At 68.7% G+C, this 15,853-nt stretch carries 17 protein-coding genes; 6 read left to right on the forward strand and 11 right to left on the reverse strand.

Annotation, left to right across the window (positions count from 1 at the left end):
• Positions 1–51 precede the first annotated feature (51 nt).
• Positions 52–1,410, reverse strand: a complete 1,359-nt coding sequence (locus A7U43_RS05145; protein WP_068001951.1) for a flavin monoamine oxidase family protein — start codon at positions 1,408–1,410, stop codon at positions 52–54.
• Positions 1,411–1,450: 40 nt separating this feature from the next.
• Between A7U43_RS05145 and A7U43_RS05150 the strand changes: the two genes are divergently transcribed.
• Genes A7U43_RS05150 through A7U43_RS05160 form a run of 3 tightly spaced genes read left to right on the forward strand, consistent with a single transcriptional unit; the run spans position 1,451 to position 4,732 of the window.
• The gene (locus A7U43_RS05150) at positions 1,451–2,788 is read left to right on the forward strand and encodes an acetyl-CoA hydrolase/transferase family protein (RefSeq protein WP_067991920.1); all 1,338 of its coding nucleotides are present in this window, start codon (positions 1,451–1,453) and stop codon (positions 2,786–2,788) included.
• 28 nt (positions 2,789–2,816) lie between these two features.
• Positions 2,817–4,178, forward strand: coding sequence for a hydroxysqualene dehydroxylase HpnE (gene hpnE / locus A7U43_RS05155; protein WP_067991921.1), 1,362 nt, complete (start codon positions 2,817–2,819; stop codon positions 4,176–4,178).
• The gene (locus A7U43_RS05160; protein WP_197499967.1) at positions 4,175–4,732 is read left to right on the forward strand and encodes a TetR/AcrR family transcriptional regulator; all 558 of its coding nucleotides are present in this window, start codon (positions 4,175–4,177) and stop codon (positions 4,730–4,732) included. The genes hpnE and A7U43_RS05160 overlap by 4 nt, the downstream gene beginning before the upstream one ends.
• Here the strand turns inward: A7U43_RS05160 and A7U43_RS05165 are convergent.
• From A7U43_RS05165 to A7U43_RS05205, 9 genes are all read right to left on the reverse strand, one after another.
• Entirely contained in the window at positions 4,719–5,474 is a 756-nt protein-coding gene (locus A7U43_RS05165) for an amino acid ABC transporter ATP-binding protein (RefSeq protein ID WP_067991926.1), read from the reverse strand. The two genes, A7U43_RS05160 and A7U43_RS05165, sit on opposite strands and share 14 nt — an antisense overlap.
• Entirely contained in the window at positions 5,471–6,958 is a 1,488-nt protein-coding gene (locus A7U43_RS29075; protein ID WP_231963533.1) for an ABC transporter permease subunit, read from the reverse strand. Before A7U43_RS29075 ends, A7U43_RS05165 begins: the two co-directional genes overlap by 4 nt.
• Before the next feature lie 44 nt (positions 6,959–7,002).
• The gene (gene gluQRS, locus A7U43_RS05175; RefSeq protein WP_067991928.1) at positions 7,003–7,914 is read right to left on the reverse strand and encodes a tRNA glutamyl-Q(34) synthetase GluQRS; all 912 of its coding nucleotides are present in this window, start codon (positions 7,912–7,914) and stop codon (positions 7,003–7,005) included.
• Between the two features lie 6 nt (positions 7,915–7,920).
• Entirely contained in the window at positions 7,921–8,562 is a 642-nt protein-coding gene (locus A7U43_RS05180; protein WP_067991931.1) for an MBL fold metallo-hydrolase, read from the reverse strand.
• A gap of 80 nt (positions 8,563–8,642) precedes the next feature.
• Positions 8,643–8,966 carry a hypothetical protein gene (locus tag A7U43_RS05185; RefSeq protein WP_067991933.1) on the reverse strand — a complete coding sequence of 108 codons (324 nt, stop codon included), beginning with the start codon at positions 8,964–8,966 and terminating at the stop codon, positions 8,643–8,645.
• Complete coding sequence (locus A7U43_RS05190) at positions 8,963–9,346, reverse strand: heme-binding protein (RefSeq protein ID WP_067991936.1); 384 nt, start codon at positions 9,344–9,346, stop codon at positions 8,963–8,965. The genes A7U43_RS05185 and A7U43_RS05190 overlap by 4 nt, the downstream gene beginning before the upstream one ends.
• Positions 9,347–9,486: 140 nt before the next feature.
• Complete coding sequence (locus tag A7U43_RS05195; protein ID WP_067991939.1) at positions 9,487–10,563, reverse strand: ATP-dependent DNA ligase; 1,077 nt, start codon at positions 10,561–10,563, stop codon at positions 9,487–9,489.
• On the reverse strand, positions 10,560–11,633 hold the full coding sequence (locus A7U43_RS05200; RefSeq protein ID WP_067991942.1) for a threonine aldolase family protein: 1,074 nt from the start codon (positions 11,631–11,633) through the stop codon (positions 10,560–10,562). Before A7U43_RS05200 ends, A7U43_RS05195 begins: the two co-directional genes overlap by 4 nt.
• A gap of 29 nt (positions 11,634–11,662) precedes the next feature.
• On the reverse strand, positions 11,663–12,340 hold the full coding sequence (locus A7U43_RS05205) for an alpha/beta hydrolase (protein ID WP_067991945.1): 678 nt from the start codon (positions 12,338–12,340) through the stop codon (positions 11,663–11,665).
• A gap of 72 nt (positions 12,341–12,412) precedes the next feature.
• On the opposite strand from A7U43_RS05205, the gene A7U43_RS05210 reads away from it, so the two are divergent.
• The 3 genes from A7U43_RS05210 to ligD are packed head-to-tail and all read left to right on the forward strand — an operon-like array spanning position 12,413 to position 15,406.
• Positions 12,413–13,462 (forward strand): ATP-dependent DNA ligase, encoded by a 1,050-nt coding sequence (locus A7U43_RS05210; protein ID WP_067991948.1) that lies wholly within the window; start codon positions 12,413–12,415, stop codon positions 13,460–13,462.
• On the forward strand, positions 13,459–14,355 hold the full coding sequence (locus A7U43_RS05215; RefSeq protein WP_067991951.1) for an arginase family protein: 897 nt from the start codon (positions 13,459–13,461) through the stop codon (positions 14,353–14,355). The genes A7U43_RS05210 and A7U43_RS05215 overlap by 4 nt, the downstream gene beginning before the upstream one ends.
• Before the next feature lies 1 nt (position 14,356).
• Entirely contained in the window at positions 14,357–15,406 is a 1,050-nt protein-coding gene (gene ligD, locus A7U43_RS05220) for a non-homologous end-joining DNA ligase (RefSeq protein ID WP_067991954.1), read from the forward strand.
• A 6-nt stretch (positions 15,407–15,412) separates the two neighbouring features.
• On the opposite strand, the gene A7U43_RS05225 is transcribed toward ligD, so the two are convergent.
• Positions 15,413–15,676 (reverse strand): hypothetical protein, encoded by a 264-nt coding sequence (locus A7U43_RS05225; protein ID WP_067991958.1) that lies wholly within the window; start codon positions 15,674–15,676, stop codon positions 15,413–15,415.
• Positions 15,677–15,853 lie beyond the last annotated feature (177 nt).

The raw sequence follows: 15,853 nt of genomic DNA on the forward strand, positions 1-15,853 counted from the left end.
GAATCTCACACGGCACCTTGACAACTGAACAGTGAACCGCGCGGCCGACACTCAGGTGAGCGCCGCGATGACTTCGGCGGCGGCGCGTTCACCGGACTCGACGGCACCCTCCATATAGGCACTCCACTGTGTCGCGGTGTCGGTGGACGCCCAGTGGATGAGGCCGATCGGTTCGGCCAGCGCGGGTCCGTAAGTGGTCCACACCAGCGGGCCGCAGTTGGCGTTGTAACAGCCTCGGGTCCACTGCCGGTTGCCCCACTCCCCGTCGATGTAGTGCAGCGGCTTTGCCGCCCGATCGCCGAAATGCCGCACCAGTTCGGTGGTCAGCGCCTCGCGGCGCTCGGCTTCTGACCAGTGGGTGTGCGTGCGGGCCTGCTCGCCCTCAAGGAAGAGCAGGATCACACCATGCCCGTCACCCGGGACACAGGTGTCATTCGACATCCGGGCGGGCCCGATATCGGAGATCAGCTGCCCGTTGAGTCCTTCTGTCCGCCAGAAGGGTTCGTCGTATACGAAGAACGCCTTCATGGCGGCTGAATTCGGCATTCGCTGAGTCAGTTGATCGCGATACCCGGACAGTGGCGGGTCGTACATGATGCGCCCCGCCAGCATCGGTGACAGCGCCACGATCACGCGGCGCCCGCGCGCGGTGCGCCCGCCCCGGCAGTGCACCGTCACGGAATCGGTGCCGTGCTCGATCAGTTGCACCGGGGCGTCGAACACCAGGTGGTCGGTGACCAGCGCCGCCAGCCGCTGGGGTATCTCGGCGGTCCCGCCGACGAACCGGGTGGTCTGCGCGCCACCCTCGGACTCGGCGAACAATTCGGCGGTCACCCCGCAGGTCTGGATGGTGAACAGCAGATGCAGGAAGGAGACTTCGACCGTCGGCACGGCGAGGATCCCGACGGTGCAGATCTCCAGCAGCGTGCGCGCGACCGGTGACAGACCCTGTGCGTCGTACCAGGCGCCCGCGGTGATGGCGTCCCACTCGGCGGCGTGCGGTGCGGTCCATGGAGTCGCCGGTGATACCTCGGCGGACAGCTCGTCCAGACGCCGTAGCACCGTCTCCAGCTCTGCCAGTTCATCGCCGAATCGGTCGTGAAAATCGTTGCCGCGCAGAACTCCTGTGCCGGCAAGCTCGTAGGACGTCTCACCCTCGTCGTACTGCTGATATGTCTCGACCCCGAGTTCTGCGGCCAACGCGAACATGCGGTGATGCGTATCGCCGATCCACTGCGCGCCCAATTCCATCGGAAGACCGGCCAGATCCTCGGTGAGGATGCGTCCGCCGACGCGGGTGTCCGCCTCCAGGATCAGCGGTGTGAACCCGGCCGCCAGCACCGTGCGGGCCGCGATCAGACCGGACAACCCGGCACCGATAATCAGGACGTCCGCTTCATCGCTTGCCATGAACGACACCCTCTCACGATGATCGCGTAGCGTCGCGCGTATGCCGACCGAGCTCACCGCCGAGCAGGCCGCCGCGCGGCTGCAGGCGACCGACACATTGGGAATTCCGCTGGGCCCCGGCCAGCCGCCGGCCTTCCTGCGGGCGCTGGGCGAGCGTGACGACTGGACGGATCTGCGGGTCTACGGTGCCCTGCTCGCGGTGCTCACCGAACTGTTCAATCGTCCGGGCGTGCACTATCTGTCCGGCTTCTACGGTCCGCTGGACCGGGCGCTGCGCGATGGCGGGGCCGATGTCGATTTCGTGCCTGCGGACTTCCGGCGATTCGGACCCCTGCTGCGGCGGCAGTCGCCGCGGGTCATGGCGACGGTCACCGCGGCCCCCGACGCCGACGGCTGGTGCTCGCTGGCCCTGCATGCCGGTGGCACCGTCGACGAATTGCGTCGTGCCGGAGCGGATCCCGACCGGTTGCTGATCGTCGAGGCCTCCGATGCGTTCCCCCGAACTTACGGTCTGGGCGAGCACCGTCACGCCCTGCACGTCGACGAGATCGACATCTTGGTGCGGTCTTCGGAGGCGCCGCTCGCACTGCCCGGTGGGGAGGCGCCGCCCAGCGATGTCGACCGGGCGATCGCCGAGAACGCGGTGGCCTATATGCCTTCCGGGGTGACCCTGCAGACCGGTATCGGCTCGATCCCCAACCAGATCGCCACCCTGCTCGCCGAGGGCGAGGGTGGCGACTTCGGCTTACACAGCGAGATGTTCACCGACGGCTGCATGCGCCTGCACCGGGCGGGCAAGATCGCCAACGCGCACAAAGGCCAGTTCCACGGTGTCAGCGTGACCACCTTCGCGTTCGGGTCGGCCGAGCTCTACGAGTGGCTCGATGACAACCGAGAGGTGGCCTTCCTGCCGGTCGAGGTGGTCAACGCCCCGCACGTGATCGCCGACAACGAGCGCATGGTCACCATCAACGGCGCGCTGGCCATCGACATCCACGGTCAGGTGGTTGCCGACACCATCGACGGCGGCCAGTTCAGCGGGATCGGCGGAGCCGAGGACTTCGTCGCCGGCGCCGGGCTGGAGCTGTCCGACCGCTCGCTGATCTGCCTGCCGTCGACCTATACCAAGGATGGCGAATTGCGTTCGCGGATCGTGCCGTGGTTCGGACCCGGCGCGGTGATCACCACGCCGCGCCATCACGTCGATGTCATCGTCACCGAACACGGCACCGCCGAACTGGAAGGTCTCACGGTGCGCGAGCGGGGCGAGGCGCTGGCCGCCATCGCGGATCCGCGGTTCCGCGACGGCCTGCTGGCGGCCGCCGAGCGGGCGGCCAAGGGCCGGTCGCCGGTCGCGGACCGCACTATTCTCTTGTAACTAACAAAATGTAAGTTATGGTCGTCGAATGGGAGACGACGCGCGCCGCTTCGTGGTCATCGGTGGCGGACTGGCCGGGCTGGCCTCGGCGGTCTGGCTGGCCGAAGCCGGGCGCACGGTGACTCTGCTGGAGCGCCGCGGCAGCCTGGGCGGTCGAACCCACGCCATGCGCGCCGAGGCCGTCAGCAATGGCCCGGGCGACGTGCCCGACAACGGCCAGCACGTCATCGCCAGCGGATATCAGCACCTGTACCGGTATCTCACCAGCGTCGGCACCCGCGAACACATCGCCTTCCCGAAATCCTCCACCCTGCGCTGGCCCGACGGTCGCAAGGTCACCATGCAGACCACCGGGCTCGGCGCGATCCGCACCCTGTTCGGGGTACACCCGGATGCGAGCTGGGCCGACCGGCTGCGCGCGGCCCGCGCCACCGCGCTGCTGGGCTGGCAGGCGCTGCGGCAACCGGCCGACCTCGCCGACCTGTCCACCGAACAGTGGTTCGACCGGGTCGGGATGCCGGCCCCGGCCCGAGAAGCGTTGTGGGACTGGCTGGCTCTGGGCATCGCCGCCGAACCGGTCGCGCAGGAGTCGGCGAAGGTGTTCGCCAACGTGCTGGGCACCGGCATCCGCCTCGGTATCAGACACCGCACGCCGGTCACCATCGGTTACCCCACCGTCGACCTGGACACCCTCTACATCGACGGTGCCCTGAAGGTGTTCGAGGAGCGCGGCGTGGACGTGCGTTACCGGGCGGTGGCCCGGCGAATCGTGATCACCGACGGTCGGGTGACCGGCGTGCTGCTGGCCGACGGTACCGAGATCCCCGCGGACGCGGTGGTGTGCGCCGTGCCGAACGGCAGCATCGCCGGCCTGCTCGATGACCTGCCCGAGCATCCGGAGATCTATGCCGCCGCAGACAAACTGGGCCACACACCGATCGTCAGCACCAACCTGTATCTGGACCGGCCGTTGGGCACCGAGTCCGCCTTCGAGGGCCTGATCGGCGGCACCGGCGTCATCGACGAGGTCTTCGACCGGCAGATCATGCACGGCCGCAGCACCGAACAGTCGTGGCTGTACTGTCTGACCACCAGCGGCGCCTACGAGCAGATCCACAAGAGCAACGACGAGATCGTCGACGAGCAGTTGGCGTTGCTGCGCCGCTACTATCCGGCCGCAGCGCAGGCGAAAGTGCTTGAGGCCCAAGTAGTCAAGATGCCCCGGGCCACCTTCTCCCAGGTCGTCGGCACCGATGCGCTGCGGCCACCGCAACGCACCTCGGTGCCCTCACTGGTGCTGGCCGGGGACTGGACCGCCACCGACTGGTCGGCCACCATGGAGAGCGCCGTGCAGAGCGCCGCCAACGCGGTCGACCTATTACTGAAATGACCAGGCGCCGGCTCAGCGGTGCCGACCGTCGGGCCCAGTTGCTCGACGCGGCCCGCGATATCGTCGCCGAAAGCGGTTACCCGGCGCTCACCATCGACCGAGTCGCCGGCGCGTCCGGGGTCACCAGGGCGGTCGTGTACCAACAGTTCACCGATCTGGCCGGATTGGTGACGGCACTGCTGGACCGCGAATCCGCGGTGGCGTTCGCCGGGATCGGCAGCGTGCAGAGCGCCCGCGACATCGACGGACTGGGCCGTGGCATTTTGGCGTATCTGCATGCTGCCCCGACGAGTTGGCGCATCATCCTGCGGCCGCCGGACGGTGCGCCGCCGCAGGTGCGGGTGCGTATCGAACTGGGCCGCGCCTACGCCAGGTCGGTGGCCGCTCGGCACCTGCGGATCGATCCGGACAGCACGGCGGTGCGAATCCTGTTGGCCGCCATCGAAGAGCTGGCCCGGCTGCATCTCGACGATCCGGCCGCGCACCCCGAAGCGGAGATGCTGTCCTACCTCGGGTCGCTGGTGGACTGGGCTGCAGGCGTCACAGCGGGTTGAGAATCCGGTCCAGGAACTGCCGGGTGCGGTCCTGTTTGGGGTTGCCGATGACCTCGTCGGGCGTGCCCCGCTCCAGGATGATGCCCCGGTCGGTGAACAACACCTGACTGGAAACCTGTCGGGCGAACTGGATCTCGTGGGTGACGATCACCAGCGTCCATCCCTCGACGGCGAGATCTTTGATGACCGAGAGCACCTCACCGACCAGTTCCGGGTCCAGCGCAGAGGTCGGCTCGTCGAACAACACGACCTTTGGCTTGAGTGCCAGCGCACGGGCGATCCCGACCCGCTGCTGCTGCCCGCCGGACAGCTGGTAGGGGTACTGGTCGCGCTTGTCGGCCAGCCCCACCCGCTCGAGCAGTTCGACGGCCTCGGCGACAGCCTGCTCCTTGGGGCGCTTCTGCACCATCACCGGACCTTCGGTGATGTTCTCCAGCACCGTCTTGTGCGGGAACAAGTTGTGCCCCTGGAAGACGAACCCGCTGCGCGACTGGAACCGGCGCACCTCGGCTTTCGGTGTGGGGGTGGCGAAGTCGATCTGCACATCGTCGACCCGGATCACCCCGGCGTCGGCCCGGTCGAGTGCGTTCAGGGTGCGCAGCAGCGTCGTCTTACCCGACCCGGACGGGCCGATGATCGCGGTGGCGGTACCGGTGGCGACCTTGAAGGACACCCCGCGCAGCACCTTGTTCTCGCCGAAGGCCTTCTCGATGCCCTCGGCCTCGACGCGATATTCGGTCATCTCGCCACGTACCTTTCCAGTCGGTGCTCGGCGCGGGCCTGCCCGAAGGACAGCGCCAGGCAGATCACCCAGTAGTAGATCGCCGCCGTGCCGTAGAGGGCGAAGAACTCGAACGTCGGCGCCGCCACGATCTGGGCCTGGCGCAGCAGCTCGGTCACCAGGATCGTCGAGGCCAGCGAGGTGTCCTTCACCAGGGAGATCAACGTGTTCGACAGCGGCGGTACGGCGACCCGGGTGGCCTGCGGGAGGATGATGCGCCGCAACGCCCCCGCGTAGTGGTAGCCGATCGTCTCCGCAGCCTCCCACTGCCCCTTCGGAACACTCAGAATGGCCGAACGGATGATCTCGGCGGCGTAGCCGCCGACGTTGAGGCTGAAGGCGATCACCGCCGCGGGGAACGGATCGATCCGCACCCCGAACTCCGGCAGCGCGTAGAACACGATGAACAACTGCACCAGCAGCGGGGTCCCCCGGATGATCGAAATGTAGAACCGGGCCGCATTGCTGAGCACCACATTCGACGACAGCCGGGCCAGCGCCACCGCGAGCGCGATCACCAGCCCGATCACGAAGCTGATGAGCGTCAGCGGGATCGTCATCGTCAGTGCGGCCTTGGCCAGCGGCCACAGATTGTCGAGCACCAGCTGCACCGTCGAACGTACCGGGGGCTGCTGCCCGGTCGCTGCGGGGGTGGCGCCGGTCGCGTCGGCCTTCAGGTACTTCTCCGAGATCGCGGTGAGCGTCCCGTCGGCGCGCAGATCGTCGAGCGCGCCGTTGAGTTCGGGCAGCAGCCCGCTGTCCTTGCGCGCCGCGAACCCCTGTTCACTCTTCTCGCCCACGGTCCCGGCGATCTTGACGCTGGTGTCGCCGGTCTCGGCGAGGTAGGCGTAGACGGCGATGCTGTCGTTGACGACGACATCGACGCGGCCCTGGGTGAGCAGGGTGATGGCCTGGGTGAAGCCCTCCACCGCCTCGACCTTCGCGCCGGCGTCCTTGGCGATCTGGGACCAGTTGCTGGTGGCGTTCTCTGCGGCGGTCTTGCCCCTGATATCGGCGAGGGTCTTGATCGAGTCGTCATCTGCCCGGGTCACGATGACGCCCTCACCGACGGTGTAGGGCTGCGACAGGTCGTACTTGGCCTTGCGTTCGGGGTTGATCGTCACCTGGTTGGCGACGATGTCGAAGCGGTCGGCCTCCAGTGCGGCGAAGATGGAATCCCACGGCGTCTCCACGAACTCGACACGCACGCCGAGCTTCTCACCGACCGCCTTGGCCACGTCCACGTCGTAGCCGACCAGATCGCCGGTGGCGGGGTCGTGATAGCTGAACGGGGCATAGACGCCCTCGGTACCGACCCGCAGCACCCCGGCCGACCTGACCGGGTCCGCGGGCCGCTCGCCGGCGGAGCCGCAGCCGACGGCGCCGAGGATCACCGCGGCCACCGCGACGATGGCGAGCAACACCCGCCGAGGGTTTCCGAACACGGGCGGACCGTAACAACGGTTGCCCCACGCGCACAGGGTTTCGCTCACACGGGCCGGTATACCCAGGGTTCGTGCGGCAAACCGGCCGGATCGAACTCGGTGAGCATGCCCGCCAGCGTGGTGGAGCGATAACCGAGCGAATCGGCGATGCGCCGCAGCGCCGGGGCCACCCCGATCTCGGCCAGCGTCACCGCGCCGTCGCGTTTGGCCAACCGCTTTCCCTCGGCATTGAGCACCAGCGGCACATGCGCGTAGGTCACCGGTGGATATCCCAGCAGTGCGGCGAGGTAGGCCTGTCGCGGCGACGACGACAGCAGGTCGTCACCGCGTACCACCTGGTCGACGCGCTGTGCGGCATCGTCGACCACCACCGCCAGGTTGTAGGCGGTCACCCCGTCACCGCGGCGCAGCACGAAATCGTCCACCACACCGGTGAATTCGCCGTGCAGCAGATCGGTGACGGTGTAGGTGAAGGTATCGGTGCGCAACCGCAGGGCCGGCGGGCGCGCCGGATCGGCCGGTGGTTCACGATCGCGGCAGGTGCCCGGGTAGGCGCCCTCCGGCGCGTGCGGTGCGCGCGGTGCGCTCAGGATATCCTTTCTGCTGCAATAGCATTCGTACACCAGGCCGCGCCCGGCGAGTTCCGCGATGACGCTGTCGTAGCGGTCCGCGTGCGCGGACTGATACTCGGGCGGTTCGTCGGAGAGCACGCCGATGGCGCTCAGGTCGGCCAGTTGCCGGGCGGCCACATCGCTGAACGTACGGTCGTCGAGGTCTTCGACGCGGATCAGGAATCGGCGCCCGGATGAGCGGGCGAACAACCAGGCCAGGACCGCGGTGCGCAGATTGCCGATGTGCAGGTCGGCCGACGGGCTGGGCGCGAACCGGCCCGAACCTCTCCCGTCGCTGCGCTCGCCCGAACCTCTCCCGTCGCTGCGCTCGCCCCGGCCCGGCATAGCCCGTCAGGCTACCTGCGCCAGCCGATCACGGGCCTGCCCGGTGCACTGCGCCCACCGCGGACCCGGAACCTGCACAGCGGACTCCGACGCGAAGGCGCTGGAGATCACCAGATCGGGACGCAATGTGCCCAGCACCTGCAGGCTGTTCCGCAACTGCCCGGCATCGCTGATACCGGGCAGGTGGCCGGCGGCCCAGACGCCGTCCTCGCCCAGGAAGATGGTGTCGCCGGTGAACAGGTACTCCTGGCCGTTGGCGCCCGGCACCAGGTAACAGGTGCTGCCGGGCGAATGCCCGGGTGTGGGGATCACCTCGATCCCGTTGGCGTCGACATGCCTGCTGCCGATCGGGACGTCGACGCGGGTGTGCCTGCCGATATCGGCCAACTCGGCGACCGGGGCGTGCAGGCGGGCACCGAACTGTGCGGCGATCCGGCCCAGCATCGGTCCCGCCTCGTCGCGGTGGGACAGATACTGGTGCGCGACACCACCGAGCCGCTGCAGGTCGGCGAAGTCGGCGTCGGTCTGGGTGCTGTAGAACAGCACGTTGCCGCACCTGCCACCGGTCCACAGGTAGGCATGGGTGCTCAGCCCGGGGAAAGGACTGTCCCGCCGGGTCTCCCACAGGTCGGAGCGGATCTGTCGCATGGGGGCCTCCTCATCGGTTGCCCCCAGCCTTCAACATCAACCATGGTTGAGGTCAACCGGTTTTCGGCGGCGCGACAGTGTCAGTTGCAGCCGCCCGCGCTGACCCATCGCCCGTTGTAGCCGATGCAGCCGCTGACGTTCGAGCCGGGCGGCGGCGGAGGGGGCGGAGGCGGAGGCGGGTCCTCGGGCAGCGGGGCGTAATAGGCCGGTGGCGGGACATAGGGGGCCACCGCATCGGCGATGTTGACGCACCCGCCCACCGTGATCCGCCGTCCCGCGCTGGCGCACACGTCGGCACCGGCGGTGCCGGCGGGCGCGGCCACCACGATGACACCGGGCAGCGTCGCCAGGGCGAGCGCGATCGTCAGGAACCGGGCCCGCACCGACCGGCGTGATCTGGTCACGGCTGTTGTCCTCCCGCGGAATCGGGCTCGCTGTAGCCGCACCGGTTGCGGAAGTCGACCAGCGGCTGGCGGATGCCCCGCAGCTCTGCGTACTCGGTCGGATGGGCGTCGAAATAGACCCTGGTGGATTCGGGCACCTCCTCGCGAGGGCGGCCGTGCAGGTCGGTGAAGAACTCGTTGAGCTCCGGGTGGGTGAACAGGTACGCCGATGACGCGGCGGCGACTCCGGCGGCGATGCCGGCCAGATCAGCGGCGGAGCAGTTCGGTGGGCGCGGCGGCTCGGCGGGCGGTTCGGCCCGGGCCACGGTGGCGCTCAACAGGGCGCCGGCGGCAAGCGTGAGCGCCCCGGCACCCCGGAGCAGGTTCGGTGTCAGCCTCATCGGTCAATCCCCTTCTGCAGTTCGGCACTGGCGGGCCAGTGCCAGGCGGTTCGGGTCGTACGGTGCCACCAGATGATTGTCGGCTCGAGCGGCATCGGGGACCGCCGATTGCCGATCTTCGACGCGATTGTGGCAGCCGGTCAGCCGTGCGGTGCGCCCAGCCCGGGGATGATCTCGGCGAGCTCGAAGGTGGCCGGGCGTTCCAGTTGCGCGTAGGTGCACGAGTGCGGCTCGCGATCGGGACGCCAACGGTGGAACTGGGCCGTGTGGCGAAACCGCCTGCCCTCCATGTGGTCATAGCGGACCTCGACCACACGCTCCGGTCGCAGCGGGACGAAAGACAGGCTCTTGTCGGGGTTCCACCGCGAGTTCGCGGTGCGGCGTAGCGACGGCTCGACCGGGATGTGCGCCGCCCAGTTCCACGGGTGATTGTCGAAAGTTGTCACCAGCGACTGCAATTCGGTGAACAGTTCGCGTCGTCGTGCCATGGTGAAGGCGCCGATGACGCCGACCGAGGCCAGCGACCCGTCATCGGCGTAGAGCCCGAGCATGAGCGATCCGACCGCCTCGTCGCCGGACTTGTGCAGCCGGTAACCGGCCACCACACAGTCGGCGGTGCGCGCGTGCTTGATCTTGAACATCGTCCGCTTGTCGGGTTGGTAGGTGCCATCGAGCGGTTTGGCGATCACCCCGTCCAGCCCGGCGCCCTCGAATTCGGAGAACCAGCGCTGCGCAGTGCCGGGATCCGTGGTCGCCGGGGTGACGTGGAAGGTCGGGCCGCATCCGTCCAGCGCCTCGACGAGTGCCGCCCGGCGCTCCAGGTGAGGTCGCGAGGTGTAATCGAGGTCGTCGAGGGCGAGCAGGTCGAAAGCGATGAAGGACGCCGGAGTCTCGGCCGCCAGCTTCGCCACCCGCGATGCCGCCGGATGTAGACGCAGCTGCAGGGCCTCGAAATCGAGCCCACTGCCGGTCGCGATCACGATCTCACCGTCGATCACACAGCGCGGCGGCAACTCGGCCAGCGCCGCGTCGACGAGCTCGGGGAAATAGCGGGTCAGCGGACGTTCGTTGCGGCTGCCGAGCTCCACCTCGGCACCGTCGCGAAACAGGATGGACCGGAAGCCATCCCACTTGGGTTCATACGAGGCGCCGCCCGGGATGGCCGGCACGGACTTGGACAACATCGGGGAGACCGGCGGCATGACGGGCAGCCTCATCGGGCCAGCTCTTCGCCGATCACGGTGACGAAGTGGTCGACGTCCGCGGCAGTGGTGTCCCACGCCGTCATCCAACGCACCTCACCGCGGGCCCGGTCCCAGTCGTAGAACCGCACCCGTGCACGGATGCGGTCCGCGGCGTCATTGGGCAGCGTCGCGAAGATCGCGTTGGCCGGGCTGGGCTGACTGAACGCCAGCCCGGGCAGCGATCCGTCGGCCAGCCCGGCTTCCAGTGCGGCGCGCAGCCGCTGTGCCATCGCATTGGCGTGCGCCGCGCTGCGCAATCCCAGGTCGTCCTCGAACAGGCTGAGCAACTGCGCCGAGACGAAGCGCATCTTGCTGGCCAGCTGCATGGTCAGCTTGCGCAGATAGACGAGTCCGGTCACCCGGGCCGGGTCCAGCACCACCACCGCCTCCGCACCGAGCAAGCCGTTCTTGGTGCCGCCCAGGCTCAACACGTCGACACCCACGTCGGTGGTGAGCGCCCGCAACGGCAGGTTCAGTGCCGCCGCCGCGTTCCACAGTCGTGCCCCGTCCAGGTGCAGCGCCATGCCGTGGGAGTGCGCGAACTCGGCCACCGCGCGGATCTGGGCGGGGGTGTACAGCGTGCCCAGTTCGGTGGTCTGGGTGATGCTCACCGCCAGCGGCTGGGCGCGGTGCTCGTCACCCCAGCCGTACGCCTCGCGGGCCACCAGCTCGGGGGTCAGCTTGCCGTCCGGGGTGGGCACGGTGAGCAATTTGAGGCCGGTCATCCGTTCCGGCGCCCCGGCCTCATCGGTGTTGATGTGGGCGGTCTCCGCCGTGATGACCGCACCCCAGCGCGGCAGCATGCTGGTCAGCCCGACGACATTGGCGCCGGTGCCGTTGAAGACGGGAAATGTCTCGGCGTCCGTCCCGAATTGTTGCCGCATGACCTCGCGCAGCCGCGCGGTGTAGGCGTCCTCGCCGTAGGCGATCTCATGACCACCGTTGGCGGCGGCGATCGCGGCGAGCGCCTCCGGGTGCACGCCGGCGTAGTTGTCGCTGGCGAAGGCACGCCGGCCGGGATCGTGGAGGGTCTGCACGGGCACGGGTCGATCCTTCCAGTGAGCGCGACCGATCAGCCAGCCGACGGGACGGCGGCCACCAGGAGGTCGGCGAGCTCGGCCGGATGCGACAGCATCGCCATATGCCCACCGGGCATCACCGCGGGGACGACGCCCAGGCGTTGCGCCACCACCGCGCGCATGAACGGCTCGGGGAAGAACCGGTCATCGCCGAACAGCACGAACCGTGTCGGGAGATCCGGCAGTGCGTCGCCGGGCCACGGGGCGAGCATCGGGGTGTCGGACTGCGCCCGCTCCACGACGCCGGCCACCAGCGCCGCGTCGACATCGTTGTAGAACAACGCGTTCGGGTCGTCGGCGTCGTAGCCACCGGCTTCGGCCGCCGCGCGTTGGGCCTCCTCGCACCCGGTGGCCTCCCACCACTGGCCGGGACGCTCACCGGGGCGCGGGATCATCCCCGACACGTAGACCAGCGCGGCGGCATCCACCCGCGCGCAGGCGAGCGGACCGGTGAACCCACCCAGGGAATGCGCGACCACGACGGGCCGAGTGCCGTCGCGGGGGTTCTGCGCGACCACCGCATCGGCGTAGTCGCTCAGATCGGCGGCGTCGTCCTCGCAGGGCAGGTCGACGGGGATTCCGCGATGCCCACGCGCGGCCAGCGCGCCCACCACCAACCGCCAGTACGACGGATCGCAGCCGCCGCCGGGTATCAGCAGGAAGTTGGTCACACCGTCGACGGTGCCACATCCGTGCCGCGATAACCGCGATGACATTGTGGGGGTACCCGGGTCTACGTGACTATGGAACCCATGGGACTGCCCGTGCAACCCCCGCTGGAGCCGATGCTGGCCAAGGCCGCCACCGCGGTCCCCGCCGAGGCGGGGGTGTGGTCCTACGAACCCAAATGGGACGGCTTTCGCGCGTTGGTCTTCCGCGACGACGATGACGTCGTGTTGCTGTCCCGCAGCGGTAAGGATCTGGGCCGCTACTTCCCGGAGGTCCTCGACGCGGTCCGCGACGAGCTGGCCCCGCGCTGCGTGCTGGACGGCGAAATCGTGGTGCCGCGGGAGACGGCCGGTCGGACCCGGCTGGACTGGGAAACGCTGAGCCAGCGCATCCACCCGGCACAAAGCCGTATCGCCAAGCTGTCGGTCGAGACCCCGGCGCACTTCATCGGTTTCGACGCGTTGGCCCTCGGGGACCGGTCACTGCTGAGCGAACCTTTCCGTGGCCGCAGGGCGGCCTTGCTGGACGCGGTCCACGAGAAGCGGTGGTGCCACGTCACCCGCACCACCGAAGATCCCGCCCTCGGCACCCAGTGGCTGCAGCAGTTCGAGGGCGCCGGACTCGACGGGGTGATCGCCAAACGCCTCGACGGCACGTATCTGCCGGGCAAGCGCGAGATGGTCAAGGTGAAACACCACCGCGATGCCGACTGTGTGGCGATCGGCTATCGCATCCACAAGAGCGGTGCGGGTATCGGGTCGATTCTGCTGGGCCTCTACCGCGAGGACGGTGAGCTGCAGATGGTCGGCGGCGCGGCATCGTTCACCGCGAAGGCCCGGCTCTCGCTGCTGGCCGATCTGGAGCCGCTGCGCGAGGGCGATGACGTGCGCGACGGTGAGCCGAGCCGGTGGAATTCCGCTGCCGACAAGCGCTGGATCCCGGTCCGCCCGGAACGGGTGTGCGAGGTGGCCTATGACCAGATGGAAGGCAGCGGCGGGGCGCAGCGGTTCCGGCACGCGGTGAAGTTCCTGCGCTGGCGACCCGATCGCGATCCGGCCGGCTGCACGTTCGACCAGCTCGAGGTGCCGTTGACCTACGACCTGTCCGATGTGCTGGAGTCATGAGCACCCGCGTCGTCTACGTGCCCTTCAACGCCGCCGGCGTCGCCGCTGGTGTGGCGGGCATGCCGGCGGCGCTGCAGGCCGCAGGTGTCGAGGCCCGGCTGCCGGGGCCGGTCGTGACGACCTGGGTCGACACCGACACGATGCAACCCACCCGCGGACCATCGGGGCTGCGTGCCGAGCACGCCCTGGCATCGATGGTCGCGGATACCGCTGCCGCGCTGGACGATGCGTGGGGCTCGGGCCAGGTGCCGGTCGTGATCGCGGGGGACTGCCCGGTGTTACTCGCTCCGCTCATCGCCGCGAGCAGAGCCGGCGCAGCGGGTCTGGTGTTCATCGACGGCCACGAGGACGCCTGGGATCCCCATGCCGGGCCCACCGGCGAGGCCGCGGATTCCGAGATCGGGCTGGCATTGGGTCTCTTCGCCGGCCCGCGCGCACTGTCCGGGTTGCCGTGCCTGCTGCCCGAACATCTCGTGATGCTCGGACCGCGGGATCAGGACGAGATCGCCGATGCGGACCAGCCCAGCATCCGCGGTCGCGTTGCGCACTATCGCAGCGCGGCGCAACTCGCGCGGGAAGTCAACTCCCACAACTATTCCGAGATCTCCGACCTCGTGGTCTCCGGTGCCGCGGCAGCCCCGGCCGGCTGGTGGTGCCATGTCGATCTCGACGTCCTGGCGACATCGGAACTGGCGGCCGTCGACTATCCGCAGCCGGGCGGGTTGTCCTGGGACGAGCTGGAACTGGTCACCGCGGCGTGCCTGCGGGTGCCGGGCTGCCTGGGCGCCAGTGTTGTCATCTACAACCCTGAACTCGACGACGGTCACGCTGCGGCGCGCATCGCCGACTATGTCGCGTTCCTGCGAACCCACCTCGAGACAAGGGAGTCCTGACATGCCGAGCGAGGCCGAAGTGATCGATGTCGACGGGGTGGCCGTGCGGTTCACCAACCGTGACAAACCCTACTTTCCGGCCCTCGGCGCGAAGGGCACCAAGGGCGCACTGTTCGACTACTATCTGGCCGTCGCGGACCGAATGGTAGAACTGTTGCGCGACAGGCCCGTTCATCTGCAGCGCTTTCCCGACGGCATCGAGGGCGAGGAGATCTACCAGAAACGGGTTCCGCAGAAGCACCCCGATTATCTGCAGACCTGCACCGTCACCTTCCCGTCCGGGCGCACCGCCGACGCGCTGAAGATCACCCACCCGGCCGCCATCGCGTGGGCGGCGCAGATGGGTTCGGTGACGCTGCACCCGTGGCAGGTGCGCTGCCCGGACACCGAGCATCCCGACGAACTGCGCATCGATCTCGACCCGCAGCCGGGAACCGGGTTCGTGCAGGCCCGCGAGGTCGCCGTGGAGGTGCTCAAGCCACTGCTCGACGAGCTCGGCCTGGTCGGCTACCCGAAGACGTCCGGTGGCCGCGGCGTACACGTCTTCCTGCGGATCGCCACCGACTGGGATTTCATCGCGGTGCGCCGCGCCGGTATTGCGCTGGCCCGCGAGGTCGAGCGCCGGGCTCCGCAAGCGGTCACCACGTCGTGGTGGAAGGAGGAGCGCGGGCAACGGTTGTTCATCGATTACAACCAGAACGCCCGCGACCGCACGTTCGCCTCGGCCTACTCGGCGCGCAAGACACCGATAGCGACGGTGTCGACGCCGTTGACGTGGGAGGAGTTGCGCGACGCCGACCCCGACGACTACACGATCGCCACGGTGCCCGAGTTCATTGCCGGCCGCCCCGATCCGTGGGCGGGTATCGACGACGATTCCCAGTCGATCGAGTTGCTACTGGACATGGTGAAGGCCGACGAGGAGCGCGGGCTGGGAGACCTGCCGTACCCGCCCAGCTATCCGAAGATGCCCGGGGAGCCGCCGCGGGTGCAGCCGAGCAAGAAGGTCGCCGAGAACTGGGACGCGGAGGGGAACCGGATCGCCGACTGAAGCGGCTCAGCGCAGCGGCACGACGCCGGCGCCGACGAGCTCGGGGGCTTCGCTCTTGAGGTGCGCGGCCGCACTGGAACAGGCCATCAACGAACTGAACTCGACAGCGCCCAGCAGCAGCATCGGCCACAGCGCGCCGGCCACCGCGCTGAGGATCAGCACGTGCGGTGCGGGGTTGCGGGGATCGTTGAGACGTCGGCTGGCCACGTACACGACGGCGGTGCCGACGACCCAGCCGATCAGGTACGCGATGGCGGTTGTCTGGACCACGGTGTCTCCCCACTTCATCGGCAGCGGGGCGTGTGATGCACAGGCCTGGGCGCGATGTTCAGCTAAATGTAACCTCCGGCTGATCTTGGCGGAAGCCCCCACGCGGCCCACGGTTTGCCGGAACTTGCCAGGTCAAAGACCTGATGAGCCCTCCAGCAACCTCACAGTCCGTTGCCA

The sequence above is a fragment of the Mycobacterium adipatum genome (assembly GCF_001644575.1).
Lineage (GTDB): Bacteria > Actinomycetota > Actinomycetes > Mycobacteriales > Mycobacteriaceae > Mycobacterium > Mycobacterium adipatum.

Excerpts from the sequence above, each read along its gene's own strand:
- A7U43_RS05160 (WP_197499967.1), top strand. The coding sequence starts at position 4,175 with ATGACCAGGCGCCGGCTCAGCGGTGCCGACCGTCGGGCCCAGTTGCTC.
- A7U43_RS05190 (WP_067991936.1), bottom strand. The coding sequence starts at position 9,346 with ATGAGGCTGACACCGAACCTGCTCCGGGGTGCCGGGGCGCTCACGCTT.
- A7U43_RS05195 (WP_067991939.1), bottom strand. The coding sequence starts at position 10,563 with ATGAGGCTGCCCGTCATGCCGCCGGTCTCCCCGATGTTGTCCAAGTCC.
- A7U43_RS05215 (WP_067991951.1), top strand. The coding sequence starts at position 13,459 with ATGAGCACCCGCGTCGTCTACGTGCCCTTCAACGCCGCCGGCGTCGCC.
- hpnE (WP_067991921.1), top strand. The coding sequence starts at position 2,817 with ATGGGAGACGACGCGCGCCGCTTCGTGGTCATCGGTGGCGGACTGGCC.
- gluQRS (WP_067991928.1), bottom strand. The coding sequence starts at position 7,914 with ATGCCGGGCCGGGGCGAGCGCAGCGACGGGAGAGGTTCGGGCGAGCGC.
- A7U43_RS05210 (WP_067991948.1), top strand. The coding sequence starts at position 12,413 with ATGGAACCCATGGGACTGCCCGTGCAACCCCCGCTGGAGCCGATGCTG.
- A7U43_RS05165 (WP_067991926.1), bottom strand. The coding sequence starts at position 5,474 with ATGACCGAATATCGCGTCGAGGCCGAGGGCATCGAGAAGGCCTTCGGC.
- A7U43_RS05150 (WP_067991920.1), top strand. The coding sequence starts at position 1,451 with ATGCCGACCGAGCTCACCGCCGAGCAGGCCGCCGCGCGGCTGCAGGCG.
- ligD (WP_067991954.1), top strand. The coding sequence starts at position 14,357 with ATGCCGAGCGAGGCCGAAGTGATCGATGTCGACGGGGTGGCCGTGCGG.
- A7U43_RS05145 (WP_068001951.1), bottom strand. The coding sequence starts at position 1,410 with ATGGCAAGCGATGAAGCGGACGTCCTGATTATCGGTGCCGGGTTGTCC.
- A7U43_RS05180 (WP_067991931.1), bottom strand. The coding sequence starts at position 8,562 with ATGCGACAGATCCGCTCCGACCTGTGGGAGACCCGGCGGGACAGTCCT.